The following is a 26,951-nucleotide window of genomic DNA, read 5'->3' on the forward strand; positions in this document are numbered from 1 at the left end:
CACACAAGCGTCAAAGCCTGTTGCGCACCAAAGCCTGCAACAGCAACGCCACCATCGCGCCATTCAGGACGTGCCACATAAAGTGGGTTCCCAACGGAAAGTCGGCGCAGATTTCAAGGTCGATTGTGCGAAACACCAGCGAGATCGCAAATACGACTGTTGCCGCAACGGCCCAAGGTGACAGAGGATGTTTGCGCGCAAGGGTCAAAATGGAGAACACGCACAGGGCAATCAGGGCGGGGGCATACTGTAGTGATCCGTTCAATACTGATGGCCCCGAGGCGGGCTCCGAAGATCCCGTCGCCAGAAAGACGACCACAACGACGGCTGCGACAATCGCCCCAATCCGTACAAGCCGACGGGGCGGAACACCCCCAACCAAATGAATCGCGGTCAACACATAGAGCGCAATAAAGCTCCAGATTGGCACCACATCAGCCCATTCTGTCAGGCCATTTGCAAAAGTATGAAACAGAAATGAGCCCACACCAATCAACGCCGTGAGAGTGATCAGTAATGTGATGACCCTAGGAACGGGAGGGCGCTTGCGCGCTTCGGTCCACGCCCAAAGAGCGGCGGCTACAAAGGCCAAATTGGTCCATGCGTTTACCGGCTCGGCCCAAAACTCGGGCGAAAGACGTTCGCAATACAGATCAACAGAAGAAAACAATGACATTTACTAAACTCACAATACAAAAAAGATGCGCCTCAAAATATGGGGCGCATCTGAAACAGGTTTACGACATCGTTAGACGTTCGTCTCAGACGGTTTCAATCCGAAGCGCCACAGGGTCGTTCACCATCACACCAGTATCTTTCATCGCTGTGACCGCAAGGTCCAGCGCAGCGCGGGTGGTCTTGTGGGTGACAATCAAAACAGGGGCGTTGGTGTTGTTGTGACGGGTCTGACGCATGCGATCAATGCTCACGCCATTGTCGCCCAAAACGGTGGCAATCTTGGCGAGTGCTCCGGGTTTATCCTCGAGAGTCAGGTGTAAATAATATGGGGCCGGAGAGTTTGACTGCGCGACCTTGGCTTTTTGCAAGCCTTGTGCTGGAGCGCCGAAGGTGGCCAGTCGGAATCCGCGGGCGATATCACAGACGTCGCCCATCACCGCGCTGGCTGTTGGTCCCTCGCCAGCACCGGGGCCGCGTAACACGATCTGTTCGACGGCATCGCCTTCAATCACAACCATATTCGTGCCGCCCTTGAGTTGACCCAGGGGGCTATCTTCGGGAACCAGACACGGCGACATGCGCTGCTCAAGCCCACGACCTGTCATTTGGGCCACGCCCAACAGTTTGATCTTATAGCCCAGTTCGGCAGCTTGGTGGATGTCTTCGATGGAAATACGCTGAATGCCTTCCAGCTCGACGCCGTCGAAATTCACTTGCGTGCCAAAAGCGATCGACGACAGAAGCGCAAGCTTGTGACCTGCGTCAATGCCGCCAACATCTAGGTTCGGATCTGCTTCGAGGTAGCCAAGATCACTGGCTTCTTGGAAGACATCTTCGTATGGCAATCCCGAATCCTGCATGCGTGTGAGGATATAATTACAGGTGCCGTTCATGACCCCCATCACGCGGCTGACCTGATTGCCTGCAAGGCCTTCTGTCAGTGCTTTGATGACGGGAATACCGCCTGCGACAGCGGCTTCGAATCTAATCACACGTCCGGCATCTTCTGCTGCGATGGCCAGCTCTTGGCCAAAGTGGGCCAGCATGGCTTTGTTGGCGGTGACGACATCCTTGCCAGCTGCCAAGGCGGCCTCTGTTGCGTCCTTGGCTGGGCCATCGTGCCCGCCCATGAGTTCGACAAAGACATCCACATCATCGCGTTTCGCCAAAGCGACCGGATCATCTTCCCAAGCATAGTCGCTTAGGTTCACGCCGCGGTCTTTATCGCGAGATCGCGCAGATACTGCGGTAATGACCACGGGACGCCCGGTGCGCTCTGCCAAAAGGTTGGCTTTTTGACGCACGATTTTTACGACACCGACACCAACGGTGCCCAGTCCGGCAATACCAAGACGCAGGGGGGTGGTCATCGTTCTCTCCTTTGCGAATATCTGGGAGCGCGTGTAGCGCGTTCCGCATGGCTGCGCAACGCAGCAAGTTTTCTTGTGGCGGGATATATGTGGGCGTTGCGCCCGGGGCTTATTGTGTTGGAATGTTGCGCAATGCGTCTGCGCGGCGGTTTAATCCGTTGATGCGCGATTGCAATTGGTCTGCGCTGTTCTCGTCAAGGCGGGGAGGGGTGTCGATGAGAACCTGTTCAACGGGCACCAGTTCGGGATATGGCGCATCGGCCAAGGCCGGGTCCTCGGTACTGTCGACGGCTGGAAACTGGGCGCAGGACGCAAGCAGGATTGGGACAGTGAGCAACAGATTTCGGCGCATACCGGTGTTTCTTTCAGTATTTGGTCGTTTGGTTTTGCCTCAGTCCGGCGATCAGGGCAAGCAGGGGTTTTAAGTGAACAAATGTTCAGTTAATCTCGGGATATGGCACGCACCACCGGATCACACTCTGACATCACTGGCCCCCGTGTGCGCACGGCGGCTCTCAAACTGTTTGCGCAGCATGGGTTTGCTGCGGTGTCGATGCGCCAGATCGCGCGCGAAGTGGGGGTGCAGGCAGGCGCCTTGTATAATTACACACCGGACAAACAGACGTTGCTGTTTGACCTGATGAACACCCACATGTGCGACTTGCTTGATGCCCGAAGAAAAAATGTCGTACCGGACTCGCCCATAGCCCGCTTAGAAAATTTTACACGGTTTCACATTCGGTTTCACTCGCAGCGTCCTGAGGAGGTCTTTATCGCCTATATGGAACTGCGCAATCTGGCACCCGAGAATTTTGAAATTATCGGGAAGTTGCGACGCGAATATGAAGATGAATTGGAAGCCATCTTGCAGCAAGGGCAAGAACTTGGCGATTTTGCCGTGCCGGACACCAAAATTGCGACATTGGCTGTGATTGCGATGCTCACTGGGGTGAATACGTGGTTCCAAGAAGGAGGACGTTTGTCATTGGACGAGGTCGAGCAGGTCTATGCGGATATGGTACGCAAAGCCGTCACCGCGTGATGCACAGAATGGGCCGCATGCTCCCGCCCAGTGACCACATGCCTTGCGGCATGTGACACCGGTTGGGCCGGGCCTCGCTACGCTCGGAGGACTGATCGAACGCGCAAGGTACATGCCGGAATACCGAGTGTTAATGTGCGGGTTTGATAAACGTCCCGTTGCGCAACTCGGAAAATGCTTGTTCAAGTTCTTGGCGTGTATTCATCACAATCGGCCCATGCCATGCGACGGGTTCTTGGATCGGCGCACCCGAGATGAGCAGAAATCTAACGCCCTGCTCGCCAGCTTGCACTGTGACCTCGTCGCCAGTGCCGAACCGGACGAGCGTGCGGTCTCCGGACATGTCGCGGATGTTGACCTCGGTGCCTGCGACTTCTTTTTCGAGCAATATCCCGGACGGCTGGGATGCATCAGCAAAGGCGGCATCTCCCTCGAAGACATAGGCAAACGCGCGCCGATAGGTGTCGACGGGAAATGTCTTCTTTAGGCCGGGTGGAACATAGATATCAAGATATTGAGGGTCGGCAGCGATCCCGTCTACGGGGCCGCGCTTGCCCCAGAATGTTCCGACAATGACGCGAACCCGTGTGCCGTCATCTTCTGTGATCTCTGGAATTTCACGCGCTTGCACATCTTGATATCGGGGGGCTGTCATCTTGAGATCAGATGGCAGGTTGGCCCATAGTTGAAAGCCGTGATTGGTGCCTTGGGCGTCTGGTGTAGGCATTTCTTGATGCATGATACCAGACCCTGCGGTCATCCACTGGACATCCCCTGCGCCAAGGGATCCCGAGTTTCCCAATGAATCCTGATGATCCACAGAACCGGACAGGACATAGGTAATAGTTTCAATGCCGCGATGCGGGTGCCACGGAAAACCTGCGCTGAACTTGTCCGGATCATCATTGCGAAAGTGATCCATCATCAAGAACGGATCAAGTTCTTCTGGATCCGAGAAGCCAAAGGCCCGATGCAGATGTACGCCGGCACCTTCGGTTGTGGGCTTTGCGGCGCGTTGTTCAAGAACAGGTCTAATCGACATGGTGGTCTCCTTTGAATGGAAAGTAAGGAGTAGGCGTGATGTGCGCAATAGCGCGAAGTGTGTTTGTGTGAACTCAGTCTGTGCGCTCATGAACTGTACGTGGTGAACGTCGATACGACGCTGCGGAACTTGGCCTTTCGTGTTTTGACATGGGATTTGGCAGGCGCATAGTGATTTGAACCAGTGATGATCAACATTGCAGCAGGGGAGGGCTGATATGTTTGGGTCCATGATGATGCGTCCGCTAAAAATTGCGGACATTCTGACATTCGCAGCAGAAGTGCACCCGCACGGCGAAATTGTGTCTGTGCGTACAGAAGGGGATGTGCACCGCACAACATATGCCCAAACCGCCAAGCGCGTTGCGTGTCTTGCACACGGGCTAGCGGCGCAAGGGGCCAAGATGGGGGATCGCGTGGCGACATTGGCGTGGAATGGATATCGCCATTTTGAGCTGTATTATGCGATTTCGGGGATGGGGGCTGTCTGTCACACCATTAACCCGCGCCTGTCGGCCGAGCAAATGACCTATATTATCACGCACGCAGAAGACACGATGCTGTTTGTCGATTTGACGTTTGTGCCGCTGGTGCAATCTTTGCGAAACCAGTGGCCCGCCGGATTGCAGATCGTTGTGATGACGGATCGTGCGCACATGCCCCAAGATGTGGAGGCGTTGTGTTATGAAGATTTGCTTGCAGGGCAGTCTGAGCATTTTGACTGGCCCGACTTTCCCGAGGAAACCGCCGCCGGATTGTGCTATACATCCGGCACCACCGGTAACCCCAAAGGCACGCTGTATACGCATCGCTCGACGGTCTTACATGCGATGATGGTGGGGCTGTCGCTGCCGTCTGCGTTACAACCGGGCCGAAAGATACTGCCGGTTGTGCCGCTGTTTCATGTGAATGCCTGGGGGCTGCCGTATGCAGCGCCCCTTACCGGCGCGTCTCTTATTTTCCCCGGCGCTGCGTTGGATGGCGAAAGCCTGTTTCGGCTTATGGACGCCGAAGGCGTGTTTTCGGCCTGGGGCGTGCCGACGGTGTGGCTTGGGCTGCAAGGGGAAATCACCAAACAAGGCCGCCTGCCAAATGGTCTGAAGGACATGGTCGTCGGGGGTTCGGCCGCCTCTGCCAGCATGATCGAAGCCTTTGAACAGGCAGGGGTGAATGTCTGCCACGCGTGGGGCATGACCGAAATGAGCCCAGTCGGCACTCAGGGAAATTTGCCGGTCCACCTTGAGCACCTTCCGATAAAGGAACGCGTTGCGATAAAATCCAAACAGGGTCGAAGGATTTTTGGGGTGGATTTGAAAATTGTGGATGAAGACGGTACGGCACTGGCGCATGATGGCATTGCGGCTGGCGAGCTTTTTGTCAGGGGCAACACGATCACCTCTGGGTATTATCGTAACGAGGATGCAGACGCGCAAGCCTTTGATAACGAGGGTTGGTTTGGAACAGGCGATGTGGCCAGCATCGACGCCAACGGCTTCTTGACGATTACAGACCGTGCCAAGGACCTGATTAAATCGGGGGGTGAGTGGATCAGTTCACTGGATTTGGAAAATGCTGTGATGGCACATCCTCAGGTGGCCAATTGCGCGGTTATCGCTGTGCCACATCCCAAATGGGATGAACGGCCCCTGCTGATTGTCGTTCCGTCTGGCTCTGGCAAACCCGACGTGGCCGAACTCATGGCATTGCTTGAGGAGCACTTTGCCAAATGGCAGCTGCCGGATGATGTTGTGTTCGTAGACGAGCTCCCTCTGACGGCGACGGGGAAAGTATCGAAGCTCACGTTGCGCAAGGCGTATGCAGAGGGCACCAGTCCTGATGCATAGTGTAGAGTTTGATGTTCAAGGGCAGCAATACCATGCGATGGTTGCTGGCGACCCACAGGCCCCGTTGATGCTTTGCTTGCATGGGTTTCCCGAATATTCCGGGGCGTGGGCCGATGTGTTTCCGCACCTTGAGGCGCACTTCTATTGTGTGGCGCCCGACCAGAGAGGATACGGTCAATCTTGGAAGCCTTCTGAGGTTGCGCAATATTCCATGCCGCACCTTGTCTCTGACGCCGCTGCAATGATCGCACATTTTGGTCAGGGGCGAGCTGCGGCGGCAGTAGTCGCGCATGATTGGGGGGCGTCGGTGGGCTATGCTTTGGCGATGCGGTTCCCGCAGATATTGGAAAACTTGGTGGTTGTGAACGGCGTACACCCTGTCCCGTTTCAGCGAGCGCTTGCCTCGGGTGGGGCGCAGACCAAGGCCAGCCAGTATATCTTGGCGCTTCGCAAGGCAGGTACCGCCGAGGCTTTGGCAAAAGATGATTTTCGATTGCTGTGGGAGTTTTTCGGCAAGCACATGGATATGTCTTGGATGACACCGGCAAAACGCGCCCAATATATGCAAGCTTGGGGGGGCGTTGCGGGTGTTCAGGCCATGTTGAATTGGTATTGCGCCTCTCCCCTTCGTGTCGCGCGACCGGGGCATCCCCTAGCGGCGGGCGCGATGCCAGAATTCGATGTATCGCGGTTGCAGGTGACCATGCCGCATCTTGTTTTGTGGGGGGCGCAGGATGTGGCTTTGTTGCCCGAGACCCGCGAAGGGCTTGGTGATTTCTGCACGAAGCTCGTGAGCGTGGACATTCAGAATGCGGATCACTGGATATTGCATCAAGAGCCGGAAATCATCGCGGATGAAATACGGGCGTTCCTTGCATAGGTGCAGTCGGAAGCGGTGTGTTTGCCAAAGTGACGTAGTGTCGTGACATTGACCTCTTGCGCTTGAGTGGAAAATACATACCGTTGAGTATGTACTTAAAGGGATCATACTATGTCTGGCGACCACCATCTGCCCAAAGCTTTGCAGGGCCTGAGAATTCCCGCAATCGCTTCTCCTCTTTTTATCATCTCTGTGCCGGCGCTTGTGATCGCGCAATGTAAAGCAGGGGTGATCGGGAGCTTCCCGGCATTGAATGCGCGAGAAGGTGATGGAGAGTCGCCGTTGCTTGAGGCGTGGTTGCAAGAAATTACGGATGAACTGGATCGGCACAATCAAGCCAACCCTGACGCACCCGCGGCCCCGTTTGCGGTAAACCAAATTGTGCATCGCTCAAATGCGCGTCTGGATCGCGACATCGAGATTTGCGCGAAATGGAAAGTTCCCGTATGGATCACTTCTTTGGGAGCGCGCGCCGAGGTCAACGAGGCCGCGCACAGTTGTGGTGGTATCGCGCTGCATGATGTCATCAACAACAGGTTTGCCAAGAAGGCGATTGAAAAAGGCGCGGACGGATTGATTGCCGTCGCTGCGGGTGCTGGTGGACATGCCGGACCGCAATCGCCATTGGCATTGATCCGTGAAATACGCGAGTGGTTTGACGGACCGCTCTTGTTGTCTGGGGCCATTGCCACAGGGGACTCTCTCTTGGCGGCGCTCGCGATGGGGGCTGATCTTGGGTATATTGGGTCGCCGTTCATCGCGACAAAAGAAGCCAACGCTGTGCAAGAATACAAACAAATGATCGTCGACAGCGGCGCTGAAGACATCGTGACATCATCGTTGTTCACCGGCGTGTCTGGGAATTATCTGAAATCGTCGATTTCAAATGCAGGGATGGATCCAAACGCATTGCCACAAGGTGATCAAAAGACCATGGACTTTGCTGCAGGGTCATCCAAACCCAAAGCGTGGAAAGAAATCTGGGGAGCAGGCCAAGGTATTGGCGCGGTCGAGGCGATCACACCCGCAGAGGATGTCGTTGCCCGTATCGAAACCGAATTCCATGCAGCATTTGAGCGTCTGAAAGGGCGTCTTGCTTGACCTCGGTGTTGCATCTGGTGCGCCATGCACAAGCGTCGTTCGGGGCTGCGGATTATGATAATCTCTCGGCAATAGGGCATGAACAATCTCGGGCGCTGGGCGTGGCGTTGGCCCGCCAAGGGATCGTGCCTGATGCTGTGTTTATCGGAGAACAAAGGCGCCATCGCCAAACGTGGGAGGGTATCGCCCAAGGATTGGAACGTGCCTATGAACCGATCGTTGTTCCCGGGCTGAATGAGTTTGATTTCAAGGGGTTGCTTGATGCCCGTTTCGCCGCTGGCGGTGCACCCGCAGGGTTGCACGATGACCGCAAAACACATTTTAGAATGCTGCGGGATACGGTTCTGATGTGGCAGTGCGATGAAATTACCAATCCTCCGGAAACCTTTGCAGCATTTTCAGAACGTGTGCGGGCGGCGCGGGACGTGATGGCGCAACGTGATGCAAAAACTTGCCTTGCGGTGTCGTCTGGCGGGGCAATCGGGCAAATGATTACGGACGCGTTGGGTGCGCCTGCCGACCAGATGGTGACCTTGCAACTTCAGACAAAGAACTGCGCTGTTGCGCGCTTTGTGTTGTCTGGTGATCGGGCGTGGTTGAACGGATTTAATGAAACACCGCATATCGATGCCTCGAACGAGAGCACGATGTTGACCTATAGCTGAATGAGGCCCCCATGGACACAAATGAACTGGATACCGCAGCTGTCGAAAACTGGCTTGCCAAGGCGCTCCCTGACTTTCAGGGTCCTCTCGAGGTTGAAAAGTTTGTGGGCGGGCAGTCCAATCCGACATTTTTGCTGAAAACACCTGCACGCGAGTATGTGTTGCGTCGCAAACCACCGGGTGTGTTGCTTAAGTCGGCGCATGCCGTGGATCGTGAATTTCGGGTTCAGCAGGCGCTGGCCGACAGCGATGTGCCTGTGGCCAAGATGTATGTGCTCTGTGAAGATGACAACGTGATTGGCTCGGCCTTCTATGTGATGGAGCGGATCGAGGGGCGTAACTTTGATGATCCGCGGTTGGTGGATTTGTCTGTATCGGATCGTGCCAAAGTTTTTGACCAAATGAATGCGGTGCTAGCGGCCATCCATTCCGTCGATATCGACGCGGCAGGGCTGGGCGACTATGGCCCTCAAGGGAACTACTTTGAGCGCCAAATTGGGCGCTGGACCAAGCAATATCGCCAATCTGAAACCGAAGCTGTGCCCGAAATGGATCAACTGATGGATTGGCTTGCCGACAACATTCCTGAGGATGATGGCAAGCGCACGTTGGTGCACGGAGACTTTCGGTTGGACAATATGTTGTTTGCCAAAGATCGCACAGACTGCGTTGCCGTGCTGGATTGGGAACTGTCTACGATTGGCCACCCCTATGCGGATTTGGCAGGTATGATCATGCAATGGCAGATGCCGCCGGGGGGCGCTGGGCGCGGCCTGAAGGGCGTAGACCGCGCGGCGCTCGGCTTGCCTTCAGATTCCGAGTTTATTGCGGCGTATTGCCAGAGAATGGGGCTGGCTGGCATCGACCGGTTTGGGTTTTACCTAGCGTTCTGCTTTTTCCGGATGGCGGCCATCATTCAAGGTGTGAAAAAGCGCGGATTGGATGGGAATGCCTCTGATCCGGAGCGTGCGGCACAAATGGGAACGTATGTGCCATTGTTTGCAAATGCTGGATTGGAGGCGGCCAAAAATGGCGGGTAAGTTCGAAAACCAAGTGGTGATGATTACGGGCGCCGCGAGCGGATTTGGCAAATTGGCGGCACAACGGTTTGGAGCCGAAGGTGCCCGCCTTGCGCTGTCTGATATTTCCAAAGATGCGCTCGATACTTTGGCCAACGCGTTGCGCCAAGATGGGTGCGAGGTGCTCACCGATATCGTGGATGTATCCCAAGAGGCACAGATGCAGGCGCACGTGGATCATATCAAGACCACGTATGGTGCGCTAAATGTTGCGATCAATAACGCAGGTATGGGGCACGACCTTAAGCCGTTGCATATGCTGAGCGTGGACGAGTTTGATCGCAATATGGCTGTGAATGCCCGTGGCGTGTTTTTGGGAATGAAGGCGCAAATTCCGATGATGCTGCAAGCAGGGTCTGGGGTGATTTTGAATGTGGCGTCGGCTGCGGGTCTTGTTGGTGCGGCGCATCTCTCTGCGTATGCGGCCGCAAAGCATGCGGTTGTCGGGCTGACACGGGCGGCGGCGGATGAAACCGCGCGTAAGGGTATTCGTGTCAATGCGTTGTGTCCTTCGTTTGCGGTGACGCCCTTGTTTGATGAAATGGCCGATCAGGTCGGGGCGCGCACAGGCCAAAGCCGCGAGAACGCCTATGATCAGATCACAGCGCGCATTCCTATGGCGCGTGTCGCGCAACCTGATGAAATTGTTCAAGCGATGCTTTGGATGTGTGCGGCTGAAAACTCGTTTATGACAGGGCAGGCCGTTGCGCTCGACGGCGGTCTGACGGCGGTGTAAGTATCGCATATGACACAGTCACCGCTTGATCCCAGTTTAAAAGAAACACCTTATGCGCTGCAAAAGCACCTTGGGTTTCATTTGACGCATTGGGATACAGATTTCGCCCAGCTTGAGTTACCGATCGAGCATTATTTGATGAACCGTGCGGGGATTCCGCACGGGGGGATATATGCCACGCTATTGGATACTGTGATGGGGTATGCGGGCTGTTTTACTGGAAGCTCCGAGCAAAAGAGGCTGGCTTTGACGCTCTCGCTGACAACAAATTTCTTGAGCAGACCCAAGGGCAAGCTGTTGATTGCGAAAGGCCATAGAACCGGGGGCGGGTCATCCACCTTTTTCGCCGAGTCGACGATTTTGGATGAGACTGGCGAGGTCATTGCGCGGGGATCTGGCGCTTTTAAATACCGTCGTTCTGCCTAGGTGATGTAAGAAGGCAGCGGCTCCCGCCCGGACACCAAGGCCGAAGGGCCTTGGCGCTGGTTGGGCCAAGCCTCGCTACGCTCGGCGCGTGCGTAAGATTGGTAGGTTTGAAAATTGTGGGCAGTATTGTGGGCAGTGCGGTGCACGGGCTCCCCTTACCTTGTGTGCACCACCTGAAGTCAGGTGCCTGAGATCACGATCTGTGAAAGTGTGAAAACTGGGCGCACTGCCTGCCATAGCGGTTATCCCAACTAGGGTCGCGCGACCTTATGCGGCGCAGGCGAGGTCCCTTCTGGTTAGGGCCGCTACGGAACCCAGAATGAAATCGACGGTATCATCATCCATCAGAACCGAAAGATTTAGCCGAACAAAACCGGGCTTGCGCGAGGTGTCCCCGGCCAGAATCTCTGTGCGCAACTGATCTGACCACGCATCGTCAATGCCCATCAAACGATGCACATATGGTCCCGCGCAAGAACAACCGCCGCGGGCCTGAATACCATAGAGGTCAGACAATGCGCGTGTGAAGGTCTGATAGTTGAGGCGCTGTCCATCAGGGCTGCGTGGGACAAACGACAGAAACGGTAACCGGTCTTGGTCATTTGGGGCCAATATCTCGATGCAGGGATCGTTTCCCCATATTGCAAACGCCTTGTGAGCCAAATTGGCGTTGCGTGAGGTCATATAGTCTTGGCCGATGACATCTTTGACAATAAAGGCCAGAGCGGCGCGGATGTCACCAATCACGTTGGGCGTGCCACCTTCTTCGCGTTGCTCAATGCGGGGGACATAATCATGCTGGTGGGCATTCACAAAGCTGACTGTACCGCCGCCGGGACGGCTGGGGCGATGGGTGCGCACTGCGTCACGGCGCACGATCAGCACCCCGCTTGCGGCGGGGCCTCCGATGAATTTGTGAGGTGAAAGGGCGATGGCATCGATCTCGGCCTGCGTTTGCGACATGGCAATCGGCAAATATGGTCCACCGCCCGCATAATCCCAAACCATCAGTGCGTCGTAAGATTTGACCAGAGTGGTGATCGCCGCGACGTCCGCGCAAATACCTGTGACGTTCGATGCGGCAGAAAATGCCACAATGGTCAGGCAATTCTTGTCACCAGAGCGAAGCTCTGCCTCGAGGTGCTCCATATCGGGACCACCCTTCACGCCTTCGCGGATTTCGACCACGGATGCTCCGCTTTCACGCCAAGGCAAGATGTTTGAATGATGTTCATACGGGCCCATCAAGATTTTCACGGCTTTGCCTTGTGCCAGCGTTGCCGGAACGTCAAAAAGGTGAACCAGTTGATTGAGCCCTGACGTTGCGCCGGATCCGGAAAATATCACAGCATGATCGTTGAGGTTTGCGCCGCATTTTGTGGCAATGATTTGCCGCGCATCTTCTCTCATGTGTGTCATGGTCGCGCCACAGAATGACGCTTCGGTATGGCTGTTTGCATAAAACGGAAGTACCTGCGACATCACAAAGTCCTCGATTTGGCGAAGAGGACGGCCCGATGCGACATAATCAGCATATATCATTTTATGACGCCCAGCGGGGCCATCGATGAAGGTGTCCTTGCCGATTTGCCCGTCGCGAATTGAGGCTAGGGGATATGGTGCGTCCCGAAGGTTTGCTTCGAATTGCGACAGTGTAGAGTTTTGATCTGGCATAGGACACCTTCTGCGTGAGTGATGGTGTCGTTAAGTTAAATTGAAAAGAACGTATAAATATCACTTAATTACATTGAGAATTTCAAAAGATTGTGTCATTTGATAGGTTCCATGTCGAAATTTGATAATATTGATCGCAAGATACTTGATCTTGTACAGAGAGACGGCGGCCTGTCTCAGCGTGACATCGCTGAGCGCGTGGGCCTGTCTCAGAATGCACTTTGGCGTCGTCTCAAGCGGCTGGAAGAAGACGAGGTATTGCAAGGTGCGCGCATGCGAATTGACGCGGCCAAGCTTGGGCTTGATTTGACTGTCTTCGTGATGGTGCGAACCCGCAATCATTCAACAGAGTGGGCAGAAGGATTTCGCGCCCATGTGGCGCGTATTCCACAGGTGTGTGAAATGCATCGCATTGGGGGCGATTGGGACTATATGTTGAAAATCGTGACACACGGGATGGCAGGGTACGACACGGTTTATCGGCGTCTCACCACAGGGTTCGAGCTTGATACCGTGACTGGTTATTTCGCCATGGAAACGATGTTGGATGACCGCCCTCTGGACGTGTTTGGCTAGGGCGCGGTGTCCGGCAACAGATGGCCTGTTTTTACATAGATAAGGCACCCTGACTCTGAAAACGGGGTGTGTTCCGATAGGTGGGGGCTGCGAAGCCAAGTCCCTTGAGGATAGTCGCTGTGCTCATCTTGGAAGGTGCCCTCTAACACATAGATTTCTTCGCCTCCCCAGTGGCGGTGGCGGTTGAATTTGGTGCCGGGGGCCCAGCGAACCAATGCCACATTTTCACTGGCGACGCTGTGGAGTGGCAAGACCGTCAGCCCGTCGGCAGAGCCTTGTTGAAACGCTGAGTTTTTTGTGTCGATCGAGAAGTGCGCTTGGTCGTCCGCGTCGAACTGGTGCAGTTTTACAAGAATGGTACAGCCTTGGTGGGTGTGCGGACGGTGGGATGTCCCGATTGGATTGCGGACATACGACCCTTGCGGGTAGTCACCGCTTTCATCCGAGAATACTCCGTCGAGCACCAAGAACTCTTCGCCGCCGCCATGGGTGTGCGGGTCGAATTGTGACTCTGGTGCAAAGCGAACCAAGGTCGTCGCACGCGCCACTTCTTCGCCAATGCGGTCCAGCATCATGCGCTCTACGCCGTTGGCAGGCGATTGAACCCACGTGTGATCTTGCGGGCGTATCACCACGCGTTTGGAAAAATCCGAGTTTACTCTCATCGTGCCACACCCCGTTTGGACATAATCAAGGTAGAGGTCTTGCAGAACGGATCAAGGGGGCAGGCGTGGCGGTTGGTAAATCTGGTGTTGGTAAGATGTCTGGTGCGCACGTATGTCACAAAGGTTTCACACCCCGCGCGGCATAACGGTATTGACGAAATTCAAACAATTCAATAATTCATGATATATGGATAAATTAGAAACACTCACTGCATTTTCAGCTCTCAGTCAAGAGACCCGGCTTGATGTCTTTCGCTTGCTGATTGCCGCTGGCGATCAGGGCATGCTGGCCGGAGAAATTGCGCAGGCGTTGGACGTGCGCCAAAATACAATGTCGGCCAACCTGTCTGTGCTCTTGGCGGCGGGCTTGGTCAGAAAGAGCCGAGAAGGGCGCGCGATCCGGTATTGCGCAAATACCGAAGGGCTGCGTGGCATGCTTGGGTTCTTGTTACGTGATTGCTGTGGTGGCCGTCCGGAGCTTTGTGAACCCTTGATCGAAGACATCACCTGTAGTTGCTGAGAGAGGTTAACGTATGACCGAGACATCATTGGCCGACGCCGGTTTGGGCACGTTCGAGAGATATCTTTCCCTGTGGGTCGCGCTGGCAATCTTTGCTGGCTTGATCCTCGGGTGGATGGTGCCTGACCTGTTTCAGGCACTTGCCGCGCTAGAGATTGCTTCGGTCAATTTACCAGTCGCCGTCTTGATTTGGGCCATGGTCTTTCCGATGATGGTCGGGGTTGATTTTGCGGCCCTGTCCCATATCGGTGACCGGCCAAAGGGCATCGTGATTACCTTGGTGGTCAACTGGCTCATCAAGCCGTTTTCTATGGCAGCCCTCGGCGTTCTGTTTTTTCAATTTGTATTTGCTGATCTTATTCCTGCGGACGATGCGCTGGCCTATCTTGCCGGGGTCATTCTGTTGGGGGCTGCACCGTGTACGGCAATGGTGTTCGTTTGGTCCAACCTGACGCGCGGCGATGCGACCTATACGCTGGTCCAAGTTAGCGTCAATGATGTGGTTATGGTGTTTGCATTTGCGCCGATTGTGGCGCTTTTGCTTGGGGTCAGCAATATCACGGTACCATGGGGAACCCTTGTTCTGTCGGTGGTGTTGTATGTGGCATTGCCACTTGGCGCAGGGCTGGTGGTGCGCCGTTCGTTGATGAAACGCGGTGGAGAGCCCGCCGTGGACAGGTTCAAGGATAAGATGCGTCCGGCATCCGTGATTGGCCTATTGCTCACGGTTGTGTTGTTGTTTGGCTTTCAGGGCAAGGTGATCCTGGCACAGCCGTTGGTGATTGTTCTGATCGCCATTCCGTTGCTTATCCAATCTTATGGGATCTTCTTTTTGGCCTATGGTGCAGCGCGGCTTTGGAAGGTTCCGTTTAATGTGGCCGCGCCTTGTGCGCTGATCGGCACGTCCAACTTTTTTGAACTGGCTGTTGCCGTGGCGATCTCTTTGTTTGGCCTTGGGTCTGGCGCGGCTCTTGCCACCGTCGTGGGAGTTCTCGTCGAGGTGCCCGTCATGCTGTCTCTTGTTGCTTTTGCCAACCGCACGCGCGGTTGGTTCCCCTCTTGAAGGATTACGTAAATGACTAAAATCGCAATTAATGGCCTTGGCCGTATGGGCAAGCTGGTGATCCGCAGCTTTATTGATCTCGGTCTGGAAGCCGAAATCGTTCTGTTGAATGATGCCGCTGGCGACGCCGCCCTGCATGCCCATCTGCTTGAATTTGATACGGTCCACGGGCGCTGGCATGCGGATTTTGCGCATACGCAAGACAGCATTTCGATTGATGGTGTCGACATGCGCTTTACGACGACACGCGATCTACAGGATTTGCCTTTGGCCGAGCTGGGCGTCGATCTGGTTGTGGATTGTACGGGGGCTTTCAAAACGAATGCCAAGTTGCAGCCGTATTTTGATGCGGGCGTGAAAAAGGTCGTGGTGTCTGCCCCTGTCAAAGAGGATGACGCCGCCAACATCGTCTATGGGGTGAACCACGATATTTATGATCCTGCTGCGCACCGTGTGGTGACAGCCGCGTCTTGTACGACCAACTGTATTGCGCCTGTGGTGCAGGTGATCCGCGCGCATCTGGGTATTGAGCAGGCCAGCTTTACCACGATCCATAATGTCACAAACACCCAGACCATTGTGGACAAGGTGCACAAAGACGCCCGGCGTGCGCGCTCGGCGTTGAATTCGCTCATCCCGACCACCACGGGATCGGCCAAGGCGATCATCCAGATTTTTCCTGATCTTGAAGGACGGATTGACGGGCATGCTGTACGGGTGCCGCTGTTGAATGCGTCACTGACGGATATCGTGATCGACGTCAGTCGCGACACCACGGCGCAAGAAGTGAATGCGTTGTTCGAGGCCGCAGCCCAGAACGAGCTGGAGGGCATTCTTGGATATGAAACGCGCCCCCTTGTGTCGTGTGACTTTACCAATGACGATCGGTCGACCGTTGTTGATGCGCTCTCGACACGAGTGGTGAATGGTCGGCATGTCAAAATCTATGCGTGGTACGATAACGAATGGGGCTATGCGTGGCGCCTTGCGGATGTGACACGCATGGTGGTGGCCAGCCTTTAGTCTTGTGGGTGATGGCGCCGCCCCGCGCTGCCGTCGCCCCCGCTTAGCTCCGAGAATGTCATGACACAAATGTCTCAAAGAAAACCCGAAGGCCTTGCGGCCTATATGACTGTGACCGCCGCGTATTGGGCGTTTATGTTAACGGATGGGGCGCTCAGAATGTTGGTGCTGCTGCACTTTCATACATTGGGCTTCTCGCCGGTGCAGCTGGCCTATCTGTTTGTGCTCTATGAAGTGATGGGCGTCGTCACCAATCTGTCTGCGGGATGGTTGGCTGCGCGGTTTGGCTTGACGTCTACGCTGTATGCGGGGCTTGGGTTGCAAATTGTGGCCCTTGTTGCGCTGTCACAACTGGATCCGGCATGGGGCCTAAGCGCATCGGTGGTGTTTGTGATGGGCGTTCAAGGTCTGTCAGGGGTGGCCAAAGACCTTGCCAAGATGTCGGCCAAATCCGCTGTCAAGATTTTGGCCCCATCCGGTGATGGCGCATTGTTCAAGTGGGTTGCGATCCTCACAGGCTCAAAAAACGCCATCAAGGGGTTGGGATTTCTGTTGGGAACCGTGCTCTTGGGGCTTTGGGGGTTTGTCACGTCGGTGTGGGTCATGGCAGTGGTCTTGGCGGTTATCTTAGCGGGCGTGGTGATGTTTATGCCCGCTGGCCTGCCACAAGGCAAAAGATCGGCCAAGTTTTCACAGGTGTTTTCCAAAGACCCAAATATCAACCGCTTATCACTGGCGCGCATGTTTTTGTTTGGGGCGCGAGACGTCTGGTTTGTGGTGGGTATCCCGATCTATTTCTATGCGATTTTGTCGGATGGAAGCGAGGAAGGAAACCGAACGGCGTTCTTTGTCATCGGCAGTTTTATGGCGCTTTGGATCATTTTGTACGGGGTGGTGCAGGGGTTTGCGCCAAAGATGTTGCATGCGGCCACAAGCACGACTGACGAAATTGTCGGCAAGGCTGTGCTCTGGGTTGGGATACTGACTTTGATCCCCATGGTTTTGGCGGGTGCTGTTTGGATGGATGTGCCACATTTGACGTTGATTGTGGTGGTCGGTCTTTTGGCATTTGGATTTGTGTTTGCGGTGAACTCGTCAGTGCACAGCTATCTGATCCTTGCGTTCACCACGGGCGAACGCGTCACGATGGACGTTGGTTTCTATTATATGTCCAATGCCGCAGGGCGTTTGATCGGCACGCTTTTGTCGGGCTTAAGCTATCAGATTGGAGGGCTTCCCGCCTGTCTGCTGACAGCGGCTCTTATGGCTGGGGCATCAACCCTCGCCGCCAACAGGCTGCGTGAGCCCGCGTCTTAGACATGTCGATTGACGTCAAGGTAAAAACATGACGCGTGGTAAGAGCCGCTCTGGATTTAGAGGGGCTCTTAGCTGTCCATTTTCAGCGCTGAGATGAACGCTTCTTGAGGGATGTCGACTTTGCCGAACTGGCGCATCTTTTTCTTACCCGCTTTCTGCTTGTCCAACAGTTTGCGCTTACGTGACGCATCCCCGCCGTAACATTTTGCAGTCACGTCTTTGCGCATCGCGGACAGGGTCTCGCGGGCGATGACTTTGCCACCGATGGCCGCTTGGATCGGGATTTTGAACATGTGGCGCGGGATCAGGTCCTTGAGCTTTTCGACCATCGCACGGCCACGCATTTCGGCGCGATCCCGATGCACCATCATAGACAGGGCATCCACAGGTTCATCGTTGACCAGCACGGACATCTTCACAAGGTTGTCCTCGCGGTATCCGATCATTTGATAATCAAATGACGCATAGCCTTTGGTGACGGATTTCAGGCGATCATAAAAGTCGAACACAACCTCGTTCAACGGCAGATCATAGACGACCATGGCGCGTGATCCAGCATAGGTCAGGTCTTCTTGGATGCCGCGGCGATCTTGGCACAGCTTAAGAACGTCACCGAGGTATTCGTCGGGGACAAGAATCGTCGCCTTGATGCGGGGCTCTTCGAGATGATCGACGTGGGTCAGATCGGGCATGTCCGCCGGGTTGTGCAGCTCTCGCATGGTGCCGTCGCGCATATGAATATGATACACAACCGAAGGTGCTGTGGTGATGAGCTCGATGTTATACTCGCGCTCAATCCGGTCGCGGATCACTTCGAGATGCAGCAACCCAAGGAACCCACAGCGGAAGCCAAAGCCCAATGCGGCGGATGTTTCCATCTCGAAGCTAAAGGACGCATCGTTCAGGGCCAGCTTGTCGATCGCGTCGCGCAGGTCTTCGAATTCTGCGGAATCAACAGGGAAGAGACCACAGAACACCACGGGCTGTGCGGGCTTAAACCCATCAAGCGCTTCTGGTGTGCCATTGCGTTCATTGGTGATGGTATCGCCAACGCGGGTGTCGCGCACCTGTTTGATGGAGGCTGTCAGAAATCCGATTTCGCCCGGGCCGAGGCTGTCGATCATCTGCATTTCAGGGCGGAAGACGCCAATGCGATCCACGTGATGCAGGGTGTTGTTGGACATGAATTTTACTTTCATGCCTTTTTTCAAAACGCCATCCATGATCCGCACCAGAACGATCACGCCAAGATAGCTGTCGTACCAGCTGTCGACCAGCATCGCCTTAAGGGGCGCATCCAATGTTCCGGTGGGCGCGGGCAGTTCCTTGACGATTGCCTCGAGTGTTTCATGAATGCCCTGACCGGTTTTCGCCGATACCTGAATGGCGCCGCTAGCGTCGATACCAATGACGTCTTCGATCTGCTCGGCCACACGGTCACAGTCTGCCGCAGGCAAATCGATCTTGTTCAGCACAGGCACAATTTCATGATCTGCCTCGATGGCGTGATATACGTTGGCCAGCGTTTGGGCTTCGACGCCTTGCGAGCTGTCCACCACCAGAAGAGAGCCTTCGACCGCACGCATCGAGCGGGAGACTTCATAGGCAAAGTCGACGTGACCGGGGGTGTCGATGAGGTTGAGCACATAGGTTTCGCCGTCGTCAGCGGCGTAATCGATCCGGACCGTGTTGGCCTTAATGGTGATTCCGCGCTCGCGCTCGATATCCATACTATCCAAAAGCTGCGCTTGCATATCGCGTTCCTTGACTGTGCCCGTCTCTTGGATGAGCCGGTCAGCAAGGGTGGATTTGCCATGGTCGATGTGCGCGACGATGGAGAAATTGCGGATTTTGTTCAGGTCAGTCATGGCTTGGGATATGGTTGGAAATGACAGGTTGGTCAAGATGGGCCGTGTTTCGCAGAGAATTTAGATTCTATGCGTGCAAGAGAAACCTGAAATTCCTTGCATCCGATATCAAAATATTGCCCCAAGCTGGACTATATTAGTGGGGCGCGGCCATCTCCGCTCGGAGATGTACTCGTGTGAAACGACTTGACTAAAAGAACTATGAGAGCGTCCTGTTGGGATTTGCGTGCTGACGCCACATAGTCACGTTTGGGAGGCTCGTTCCACAAATCGCTCAAACGGCACCAACGCCGGAGGCGGGTGCCGTTTTGGTTTTTCAGAGCAACTGCGGGCTTACAACGTTTTTTGTACGTCGGTCGCAGCTTCGGTGATTGCATCGCCAGCTTTCTGGATATCTTTTCCAGCGCCTTTGGTGGTTTCGCAAGCGGCGAGTGTCAAAACTGCCAGGCCAATTATTAGTACGCGTGTCATTGTGGGCTCCGCCATGAGTGTGTCTTTGATGTTTAGTATTCCGACCATGGGCGAAATGACAAGTGTGCGAGCAAAAACCTTGGCAATATGTTGCAGGCGCTCCAAGCCAAGCCTTTTCAAATGCAGCCCGCTCTCCTAGGTTGAGGAAGACCTGATCTGACGAAGAAAGATATCTCATGCTTTTGACCGCTGCATCCATGCTTGAGGCCGCTCATGCGGCTGTGCCCAAGATTTCGACCGCCGACGCCCAAGCGAAAATGGCGGAGGGGGCGTTGTTGCTTGATATTCGCGATGCACCGGAGTTGCAGATGAACGGCCGTGCTGCGGGCAGCCACCATATTCCACGAGGAATGTTAGAGTTTCGTGCCGACCCGGCCACACAGTTCCATGATCCGGAAATGCGGTTTGATCGTCCTGTGATCGTGCATTGTGCCTCTGGGGGGCGGGCCGCGCTGGCGGGAAAACTGCTTAAGGATATGGGCTATGCCGAGGTGTTTAATCTGGGCGGATTACAAGATTGGAAAGATGGCGGTGGCCCTGCATCCGAGCCCGTTGATCCGGGCATGTAACTTCTTGTTTCCTCAGGCATCAGAGCAGGATCTCAGTTTGGCATCGGACGCTGCGTCTTGTCGGACTTTTGTCGCGATCTTCGCGCTGGAATATTCCTGCTCGGGGACATAAGATCGGGTCTAACGGGCGAGCAATATCTCGTATCCAACATACAACCGATTAAGCTGGACTAGATGATATGACAGATGCGCAGGACGATCTTACACAAAACCTTTTGGAGCTTGTGGCCCGCGAAGGCATGGTTGAGCTCTCGGACATTTCGCCTGAAAAGCGGCTTGAAGACCTTGATATCCAATCCGCCGACTTTGTGATGATCCTTATGGCGCTCGAGGAAGAATATGGCGTCTATATCTCAGTGGATAACGATCTGGCGGATGTCGAAACAGTTCAAGACATTCTGACACTTGCCAAAACCAAGATCGAAGAGCATCAGAAAGAAAACCAAGAGTGAAGCGCATTGTTGTGACAGGGCAGGGCGCAGTATCGTCCTGTGGTATTGGGGCGCAAGCTCTGTGGCACGCCGCGCGAGACGGAATAAGCGGCGTCAAACCCGTCACGTTTGAAGACATAGAAAACCAACGTGTGAGTGAAGCCGCAGTATTAAGCGTCGAAGATCGTGCGAAAGTTGACGACATTATGGGCCCGCACCGAATGCGCGACCCCTTCGCGACTTGGGCTATTCTCGCCGCCAGAGAAGCCGTCGGCCAAGCAGGCCTCGATACTGGTGATTTCGGAGATAGATGCGGGGTTGTGATCGGCTCTGGTTTTGGTGGCGGCACGACGCTGGATCAAAATTACATGTCTTTTGGAAAAGAGCGGAAGATGCGGCTCGATCCAATGGCCATTCCCAAGATCATGAACAACGCCGCTGCGTCTTGGGTTTCAATGGAGTTCGGTGCGACGGGGCCAGTATACTGTCCGTCGACCGCCTGTTCGTCCGGGAGTCAGGCCATCGGGCTGGGTGTTCAGTTGTTGCGCGCAGGGGCAATGGATCGGTGTCTGGTCGGAGGATCAGAAGTCAGCGTCGTAGCCGGCGTGTTCCGTGTATGGGAATTGTTGCGGGTGATGACCGCTGGCAAAAACAGGCCGTTCTCCAAAGATCGCAACGGAATGACGCTTGGCGAAGGTGCCGCCGTTCTGGTTTTGGAAACGCTTGAAAGCGCCCAAGCACGTGGCGCAGAGATTCTGTGCGAGATTGCTGGCTTTGGCACCAATTCAGATGCTGGCGATCTTTTGCGCCCGAATTCCGATCGCGCAGTTGCGTGCATGCAGCTTGCTTTGGCAGATGCGGGGCTTGGGCCCGAAGACATAGGATATGTGAATGCCCATGGTACGGGTACCGTGGCCAACGACATTACCGAAGCCACCGCATTGCGGGGTGTCTTTGGCGATGACCTGTCTGGACTTGAGGTGTCGTCCACGAAACCAATTCACGGTCATTGCCTAGGAAGTGCAGGCGCGTTGGAGTTGATTGTTGCCTTGAATGCGCTCAGGGAGCAGATCGCACCGCCGACAATCAATTTTAATGAGATAGATCCAAAAATTGGTCTAGAGCCGGTTCCGAACGTGTCCAAGCCGATTTCGACCAAGGCTGTGATGTCCAATTCGTTGGCATTTGGCGGCATCAATGCGACGCTGGTGGTTAAAACATTTGAATGACCTGTGATGTGATTACCGTTTCTGACGGTGTGCGATTCGAAACGTGCAAGACTTTGCGCAGCTCTCTGGCGCATTTGGCACAATCCACAAAATCAGGAGCCGCCGCTCCGCTCGTTGCGCCGGCTAGTTTGCTTGGGCACGCGGTTGTTGCCCCTTTAATGCGGGCGATGGCGCCGCCTGAGGGGATGTCGGTGCTGCACGAGAGTCAGGTGTTTCGGCGCACTGGCGCGTATCAACTCGATACACCGGTCACGATCAAAATTGTACAAAAGGCAAGCACATCTGGGGTGCAGTTTGACTTCTCGCTGAGCGATGCATGCGGGGCAGTTGGCGAGATGCAAACCCGGTTGCGCTTTGTCAGTTCGGAAACTGTGTCGACATTCAAAGGCAGCGCGTTTCCGACGCATTTGGATACGGCTGAAACCCAATGGCGCACATCGCGGGCATTCAACTCCCAACAGATCGCAGATTACGTGCGTCTGATGCACGATGAAAACCCGATACACACAGATGTTCAGGCTGCCAAACGTGCCGGATTTTCGAATGTGGTTGTGCCCGGTATGCAGATTGCTGGCGTTGCCGAGTACGTGCTGTCTGACATTTGGCCATTGGCTGCGATCTCGGAAATGAAGGTGCGGTTTATGGCACCGGTCTTTTTGGGGGAAACTGTACGTTTTGCGGTGACGCCGCGCAAATTTGACGACCAAAGCCGTGTTGTGGTCGCGCGATGTATCGTTGTGACGGAAGCCGGATTGATTGCGGCCATAGCTGACACCGCATTGGACTGCGCCTAACGCTGTGCGCTAGAGATTTAGCCAGAGCCAGACCATTCCAATATATGTGAAGTGATGCAGAGCCTGGTCCGCACCCATGGCATGCCAAAAACCCGCATCTTGCGGCGTTAACTGTCTGTCCAGCGTATATCGGGCTTTGGCCCAATCAATATGAAAATGAATGATCCATTCCAAGACGCACAACAGGATGATTCCGCTTGCTGTGGTGCCCATGAGCAAAAGGACGGGGATGGTGCACAAGATATGAATGGTCGCGTGAATGCAGCGGCCCTTGTGAAAATAGTTTTCTCGACCCTCCAGCATCGTGGCGGTCTGGAAATAAAAATCCGCAAATAGGTGTTTGACTTGAAGCAGCGCAAAAAACACCAATATGGCAATGGATGTTTCCATCGTTCCCTCTTTTCCCCTCGTCTCTCATCAAGCCTAGCGTCAAAATTTGCGTCGAGCAAATCTTGAATAGACCTGAAGTCGGTTGAAGCGTGGGTGACGTAGGGGGAATCATTGAAATTTTCGGCATTTCGTTGCTAGCTTTGTAGAAGAAATTGACAGAACGGTTTTCTACGGAGAGCTGGCGGGGGCCGACGCAATAGAACGCACGCTTTTTTCCTTTATCTGGAAGTACTCGAAAAAAGATCAAATCATCCTTTTGATCTGGACGGCTTGTTTGTTTCCTCTGCTCTATTTGACGCTTGAGTTGCCCAAGCGGATCATCAATGACGCAATATCTTCGGATCAACCGTTTGTAGACGTTATGGATTACGAACTGGATCAGGTGACATTCCTGATTGTGTTGTGTGTGATGTTCCTTGTGTCTGTTTTGGCGCATGGTCTGACCAAAATGCGCATCAACACCAAGAAAGGCATCGTGTCTGAACGGATGTTGCGGCGCCTTCGATTTCGGCTAATTTCCCGCATTCTCAGATTTCCCCAGCCCTATTTGCGCCGCACCTCTCAGGGTGAGATGGTGTCGATGATTACGTCCGAAGCCGAACCAATGGGCGGGATGATGGGGGATGCAATCAGTCTGCCTGTGCTTCAGGCCGGACAGATGATTACGATTCTTTCGTTTCTGTTTCTGCAAAGTGTCTGGTTTGGTTTGGCGGCAGTGGCGCTGATTCCCCTGCAGGCGTGGGTGATCCCCAAGTTGCAAAGACAGATCAATCTCCACAACAAAGACCGCATCCAAGAAGTACGCAAATTGGCTGGTGAAATCGGTGAAAGTGCGACAGGGGCCGCGACTCTTAGAACGCATTCTGGCTGGCGGTATCGGCTTGCACGGATCACCAGACGGTTGGGGACGTTGTTTGATATCCGTCTGACGATCTATAAGAAAAAATTCTTTATGAAGTTTCTCAACAACTTCATCACCCAACTGACGCCGTTCTTTTTCTATCTTGTTGGGGGGATGTTGGTGATCTGGGGCGAGGTGTCTCTTGGGGCGCTTGTGGCGGCATTGGCTGCGTACAAGGATTTGTCTTCTCCATGGAAAGAGTTGTTGAACTATTATAACCGCGTTCAGGATCTGTCATTGCGCTGGGAGCTGATCTACGAGCGGTTCGACCCGCCGGGAATGGTGGATGAGGCGCTGTTTGACACTAAGCCCGAGGTCATTCCGCATCTTGATGGCGATATTCGATTGGATCGTGTGATCGTGCGCGATCAAGATGGGGACGCCGTTCTCGAAGACATTGACGTCACGCTGCCTGCTGGGCAGCTGATTGGATTTGCCGCCGCTGATTTTGAAGAGCGCAAAGCGCTTGCGGATCTGTTAACGCGCGAGATGCTGCCAACGTCGGGCAAGGTTCTGATCAATGATCAGGATATCAATGAGCTGCACCAAATCACCCTGTCCGCGCGGGTAGGTCTGGCAGAACGTGATCCCTATCTATTTCAGGGCACCTTTGGTGAGAACGTCATGATGCCGCTGCGACAGCGGCCGGTCACTTCTTTTGACATCCCCGAAGTCAGGCGCCGCAAAGAACAGCGCCGCGCGGAGGAATGCGAGAAGTCTGGCAATAGCCAAGACAGCTTTTTGGCGGATTGGGTCGATCCGACCTTGGCAAATGTGGAAACACGTGAAGGGTTGCGAGATTGGTGGCTTGAGATCATGGATGCCATCGGCTCTGGCAATACATTGTTTCATCGGGGCCTCGAGCAAACCTTTGACGAAGTGTCCCAGCCTGAACTTGCTGAACGCTTGATCCAGCTCCGCCCGACGATTCGAGCTAAACTTGAACAGGCCGACCTCAGCGAAGCGTATTATCGGTTTGACGTGGATCGCTACAATCCCGCCCTTCCCGTGGCCGCAAACGTGTTTTTCGCGACACCGCGCCGACCGTTGGAAACGGTGGGTGAAGATACGGTTCGTGCGTTTATGGACGTGCTGACAGAGTTGTCTCTGGTCAATGGGATGCTGCGTTTGTCTCAAGAAGTCGTTGAGATGCTGAACTTGACCTTTGGCGTCGATGGCACAGACCATCCTTTGTTCCAGCGCCTTGGTCTTGATGCGGATGTCTTTAAGTCCAAAGTTGATCTGGCGGTTAAGGCACGTGAACGTGGCTTGGATGCGTTGAGCAAAGACGAGCAACTGCAACTATTGACGCTGCCTTTTGAAATTTCCTCGGAACAGATCGGACCAGTTATTTCAGACGAACTCCGCGAGGTCATACTGGAGCTGCGCCACCAGCAACGCGCCCAACTTGCGGGCTGGTTGGATGATCATTTTGCACCTCTGGAAGAAGACCATTTTGCGCCCGGCTTGTCGGTGTTGGAAAATGCGATCTACGGGACCCTGCCTTTTTCGAGCACCGCGAAGACCGATGCCATTCGGGATATCGTTGCACAAGTGTTGATCGACGAGGGGCTCAAGCCCCTTGTGGCCGAACTTATCTTTGCCATTTCGACCGGATTGGGCGGTGCTGGACTGCCCAAAGCATTTGCCGAGCCGCTCTCGATCAGCCGTGCGGTGATCAAGCGTCCGGATATTTTGATCCTTGATGGCTGTATGGCGGGCTATACACCTCAAGAGGTGAGCCGGATCACGCGAAATCTGCGGCACCTCCTCCCCAAGGCAACCATCGTGCTCTTGGAAGAAGCGCATAAGCAGCCCGAAGAGTTTGATCGGCTGTTTGAGATCGAACATGGGCGCCTCAAAGACAGTCAATCTTTTGGGACCGGCGCAGAAGACAGCGCTGCTAGCGTGGACTTGCGGCAAAAAATGCGCGCGCTGCTCGCGACCGATCTGTTTTCCGGGCTTGAGCGTAAGCAGCTTCGCCTTCTGGCGTTTGGCGCGCAGTGGTTCGAGGCAGCAGCAGGCGGGACCATTTTCAAAATGGGAGACGGCGCCTCGGATGGCGCTTACCTCATTCTAGAGGGAACCGCAGAACTGTATCATCAAGATCAGGGAGGGGCGCGCCAGTTGGTTGCCGTAGCCGGACCGGGCACGCTTGTTGGAGAGCTGGCGTTGATCAGACGTGAGACGCGCGCCCTTGGGATGATGGCTCAATCCGACCTCAAAGCTTTGCGTCTTGGTGAGGAAGAGTTCTTGGCCGTTGTCGAAAACGATGCCAGCACCGCGTTTAAGATCATGCAGGTGCTCGCTGGTTACATTGGGAAGGGACAATCTGACTCCGACTCGGATCAATCGTAAGCGATTCCGCGAGGTTTATGGGCGTTTCGAGCGAGATTCGTGGGAATCGCGTAGAAAATCGGGGGCGAGATGCTCAACGCGACGCTGCGATAGAGGAAATGATGCGCATGAAATTGCCCAATTTCCCTGCATTTATTGGGTTTTCTTCAACTGGACGAACTTTTTGTAAGAAACTTGTAAAAAGCGCTTGCGGGTTCTTTGAGTTAACACTAGAACCCCCTCTACCGGACGAGCGGAGAC

General features: G+C 54.6%; 27 protein-coding genes. 18 read left to right on the top strand and 9 right to left on the bottom strand.

Features of this window, described 5'->3' with window-relative positions; translation table 11 throughout:
- Positions 1 to 10 precede the first annotated feature (10 nt).
- The 3 genes from FAP39_RS12315 to FAP39_RS12325 all read right to left on the bottom strand — a co-directional run bounded on the left by FAP39_RS12315 (position 11) and on the right by FAP39_RS12325 (position 2,400).
- Complete coding sequence (locus FAP39_RS12315) at positions 11 to 676, bottom strand: DUF6962 family protein (protein WP_138016703.1); 666 nt, start codon at positions 674 to 676, stop codon at positions 11 to 13.
- Positions 677 to 761: 85 nt separating this feature from the next.
- Positions 762 to 2,048: a homoserine dehydrogenase gene (locus FAP39_RS12320; protein WP_138016704.1), complete on the bottom strand. Its 1,287-nt coding sequence runs from the start codon at positions 2,046 to 2,048 to the stop codon at positions 762 to 764.
- Positions 2,049 to 2,157: 109 nt separating this feature from the next.
- Positions 2,158 to 2,400: a hypothetical protein gene (locus FAP39_RS12325; protein ID WP_138016705.1), complete on the bottom strand. Its 243-nt coding sequence runs from the start codon at positions 2,398 to 2,400 to the stop codon at positions 2,158 to 2,160.
- 102 nt (positions 2,401 to 2,502) lie between these two features.
- Between FAP39_RS12325 and FAP39_RS12330 the strand changes: the two genes are divergently transcribed.
- Positions 2,503 to 3,090: a TetR/AcrR family transcriptional regulator gene (locus FAP39_RS12330; RefSeq protein ID WP_138016706.1), complete on the top strand. Its 588-nt coding sequence runs from the start codon at positions 2,503 to 2,505 to the stop codon at positions 3,088 to 3,090.
- A gap of 130 nt (positions 3,091 to 3,220) precedes the next feature.
- Here the strand turns inward: FAP39_RS12330 and FAP39_RS12335 are convergent, their stop codons facing one another.
- Positions 3,221 to 4,132: a pirin family protein gene (locus FAP39_RS12335; RefSeq protein ID WP_138016707.1), complete on the bottom strand. Its 912-nt coding sequence runs from the start codon at positions 4,130 to 4,132 to the stop codon at positions 3,221 to 3,223.
- 217 nt (positions 4,133 to 4,349) lie between these two features.
- Between FAP39_RS12335 and FAP39_RS12340 the strand changes: the two genes are divergently transcribed.
- The 7 genes from FAP39_RS12340 (at position 4,350) to FAP39_RS12370 (ending at position 10,862) form a co-directional block, all read left to right on the top strand.
- Positions 4,350 to 5,975: a long-chain fatty acid--CoA ligase gene (locus tag FAP39_RS12340; RefSeq protein ID WP_138016708.1), complete on the top strand. Its 1,626-nt coding sequence runs from the start codon at positions 4,350 to 4,352 to the stop codon at positions 5,973 to 5,975.
- Positions 5,968 to 6,855, top strand: coding sequence for an alpha/beta fold hydrolase (locus FAP39_RS12345; protein ID WP_138016709.1), 888 nt, complete (start codon positions 5,968 to 5,970; stop codon positions 6,853 to 6,855). Before FAP39_RS12340 ends, FAP39_RS12345 begins: the two co-directional genes overlap by 8 nt.
- Positions 6,856 to 6,966: 111 nt before the next feature.
- Entirely contained in the window at positions 6,967 to 7,956 is a 990-nt protein-coding gene (locus FAP39_RS12350; RefSeq protein WP_138016710.1) for an NAD(P)H-dependent flavin oxidoreductase, read from the top strand.
- Between the two features lie 5 nt (positions 7,957 to 7,961).
- The gene (locus FAP39_RS12355) at positions 7,962 to 8,621 is read left to right on the top strand and encodes a histidine phosphatase family protein (RefSeq protein ID WP_138016728.1); all 660 of its coding nucleotides are present in this window, start codon (positions 7,962 to 7,964) and stop codon (positions 8,619 to 8,621) included.
- An 11-nt stretch (positions 8,622 to 8,632) separates the two neighbouring features.
- On the top strand, positions 8,633 to 9,661 hold the full coding sequence (locus FAP39_RS12360) for a phosphotransferase family protein (protein ID WP_138016711.1): 1,029 nt from the start codon (positions 8,633 to 8,635) through the stop codon (positions 9,659 to 9,661).
- Positions 9,651 to 10,436: an SDR family NAD(P)-dependent oxidoreductase gene (locus FAP39_RS12365; protein ID WP_138016712.1), complete on the top strand. Its 786-nt coding sequence runs from the start codon at positions 9,651 to 9,653 to the stop codon at positions 10,434 to 10,436. Before FAP39_RS12360 ends, FAP39_RS12365 begins: the two co-directional genes overlap by 11 nt.
- A 9-nt stretch (positions 10,437 to 10,445) precedes the next feature.
- Positions 10,446 to 10,862, top strand: a complete 417-nt coding sequence (locus FAP39_RS12370) for a PaaI family thioesterase (RefSeq protein ID WP_138016713.1) — start codon at positions 10,446 to 10,448, stop codon at positions 10,860 to 10,862.
- Positions 10,863 to 11,129: 267 nt separating this feature from the next.
- On the opposite strand, the gene FAP39_RS12375 is transcribed toward FAP39_RS12370, so the two are convergent.
- A complete protein-coding gene (locus FAP39_RS12375; protein ID WP_138016714.1) occupies positions 11,130 to 12,536 on the bottom strand; it encodes an aminotransferase class V-fold PLP-dependent enzyme in 1,407 nt (468 codons plus the stop codon).
- Positions 12,537 to 12,647: 111 nt separating this feature from the next.
- On the opposite strand from FAP39_RS12375, the gene FAP39_RS12380 reads away from it, so the two are divergent.
- Entirely contained in the window at positions 12,648 to 13,112 is a 465-nt protein-coding gene (locus FAP39_RS12380; RefSeq protein WP_138016715.1) for an Lrp/AsnC family transcriptional regulator, read from the top strand.
- Here the strand turns inward: FAP39_RS12380 and FAP39_RS12385 are convergent.
- A complete protein-coding gene (locus FAP39_RS12385; protein WP_138016716.1) occupies positions 13,109 to 13,777 on the bottom strand; it encodes a cupin domain-containing protein in 669 nt (222 codons plus the stop codon). The genes FAP39_RS12380 and FAP39_RS12385 overlap by 4 nt on opposite strands.
- 187 nt (positions 13,778 to 13,964) lie before the next feature.
- Between FAP39_RS12385 and FAP39_RS12390 the strand changes: the two genes are divergently transcribed.
- From FAP39_RS12390 to arsJ, 4 genes are all read left to right on the top strand, one after another.
- Positions 13,965 to 14,297 carry an ArsR/SmtB family transcription factor gene (locus tag FAP39_RS12390; RefSeq protein WP_138016717.1) on the top strand — a complete coding sequence of 111 codons (333 nt, stop codon included), beginning with the start codon at positions 13,965 to 13,967 and terminating at the stop codon, positions 14,295 to 14,297.
- Between the two features lie 13 nt (positions 14,298 to 14,310).
- Positions 14,311 to 15,360, top strand: coding sequence for an ACR3 family arsenite efflux transporter (arsB, locus tag FAP39_RS12395; protein WP_138016718.1), 1,050 nt, complete (start codon positions 14,311 to 14,313; stop codon positions 15,358 to 15,360).
- Between the two features lie 12 nt (positions 15,361 to 15,372).
- Entirely contained in the window at positions 15,373 to 16,383 is a 1,011-nt protein-coding gene (locus FAP39_RS12400) for an ArsJ-associated glyceraldehyde-3-phosphate dehydrogenase (protein ID WP_138016719.1), read from the top strand.
- Positions 16,384 to 16,452: 69 nt separating this feature from the next.
- Positions 16,453 to 17,700, top strand: a complete 1,248-nt coding sequence (gene arsJ / locus FAP39_RS12405) for an organoarsenical effux MFS transporter ArsJ (RefSeq protein WP_138016729.1) — start codon at positions 16,453 to 16,455, stop codon at positions 17,698 to 17,700.
- A 68-nt stretch (positions 17,701 to 17,768) separates the two neighbouring features.
- Here the strand turns inward: arsJ and lepA are convergent, their stop codons facing one another.
- The gene (lepA, locus tag FAP39_RS12410; RefSeq protein ID WP_138016730.1) at positions 17,769 to 19,568 is read right to left on the bottom strand and encodes a translation elongation factor 4; all 1,800 of its coding nucleotides are present in this window, start codon (positions 19,566 to 19,568) and stop codon (positions 17,769 to 17,771) included.
- 333 nt (positions 19,569 to 19,901) lie between these two features.
- Positions 19,902 to 20,039 carry an entericidin A/B family lipoprotein gene (locus FAP39_RS12415; protein WP_138016720.1) on the bottom strand — a complete coding sequence of 46 codons (138 nt, stop codon included), beginning with the start codon at positions 20,037 to 20,039 and terminating at the stop codon, positions 19,902 to 19,904.
- A gap of 176 nt (positions 20,040 to 20,215) precedes the next feature.
- Here FAP39_RS12415 and FAP39_RS12420 point away from each other — a divergent pair, with 176 nt between their 5' ends.
- The 4 genes from FAP39_RS12420 to FAP39_RS12435 all read left to right on the top strand — a co-directional run bounded on the left by FAP39_RS12420 (position 20,216) and on the right by FAP39_RS12435 (position 23,062).
- Positions 20,216 to 20,608 carry a rhodanese-like domain-containing protein gene (locus FAP39_RS12420; RefSeq protein WP_138016721.1) on the top strand — a complete coding sequence of 131 codons (393 nt, stop codon included), beginning with the start codon at positions 20,216 to 20,218 and terminating at the stop codon, positions 20,606 to 20,608.
- Between the two features lie 179 nt (positions 20,609 to 20,787).
- Positions 20,788 to 21,060, top strand: coding sequence for a phosphopantetheine-binding protein (locus FAP39_RS12425; RefSeq protein WP_138016722.1), 273 nt, complete (start codon positions 20,788 to 20,790; stop codon positions 21,058 to 21,060).
- Positions 21,057 to 22,268 carry a beta-ketoacyl-[acyl-carrier-protein] synthase family protein gene (locus FAP39_RS12430; protein ID WP_138016723.1) on the top strand — a complete coding sequence of 404 codons (1,212 nt, stop codon included), beginning with the start codon at positions 21,057 to 21,059 and terminating at the stop codon, positions 22,266 to 22,268. The genes FAP39_RS12425 and FAP39_RS12430 overlap by 4 nt, the downstream gene beginning before the upstream one ends.
- A 167-nt stretch (positions 22,269 to 22,435) precedes the next feature.
- The gene (locus tag FAP39_RS12435; protein WP_171006845.1) at positions 22,436 to 23,062 is read left to right on the top strand and encodes a MaoC family dehydratase; all 627 of its coding nucleotides are present in this window, start codon (positions 22,436 to 22,438) and stop codon (positions 23,060 to 23,062) included.
- Between the two features lie 9 nt (positions 23,063 to 23,071).
- Here FAP39_RS12435 and FAP39_RS12440 read toward each other — a convergent pair whose 3' ends face one another.
- Entirely contained in the window at positions 23,072 to 23,452 is a 381-nt protein-coding gene (locus tag FAP39_RS12440) for a DUF3307 domain-containing protein (RefSeq protein WP_138016725.1), read from the bottom strand.
- A 274-nt stretch (positions 23,453 to 23,726) separates the two neighbouring features.
- Between FAP39_RS12440 and FAP39_RS12445 the strand changes: the two genes are divergently transcribed.
- Positions 23,727 to 26,711, top strand: coding sequence for an ABC transporter transmembrane domain-containing protein (locus FAP39_RS12445; protein ID WP_246059124.1), 2,985 nt, complete (start codon positions 23,727 to 23,729; stop codon positions 26,709 to 26,711).
- The last annotated feature ends 240 nt before the right edge of the window (positions 26,712 to 26,951 follow it).

Source organism: Shimia litoralis (genome assembly GCF_005518135.1).
Classification (GTDB): domain Bacteria; phylum Pseudomonadota; class Alphaproteobacteria; order Rhodobacterales; family Rhodobacteraceae; genus Shimia_E; species Shimia_E litoralis.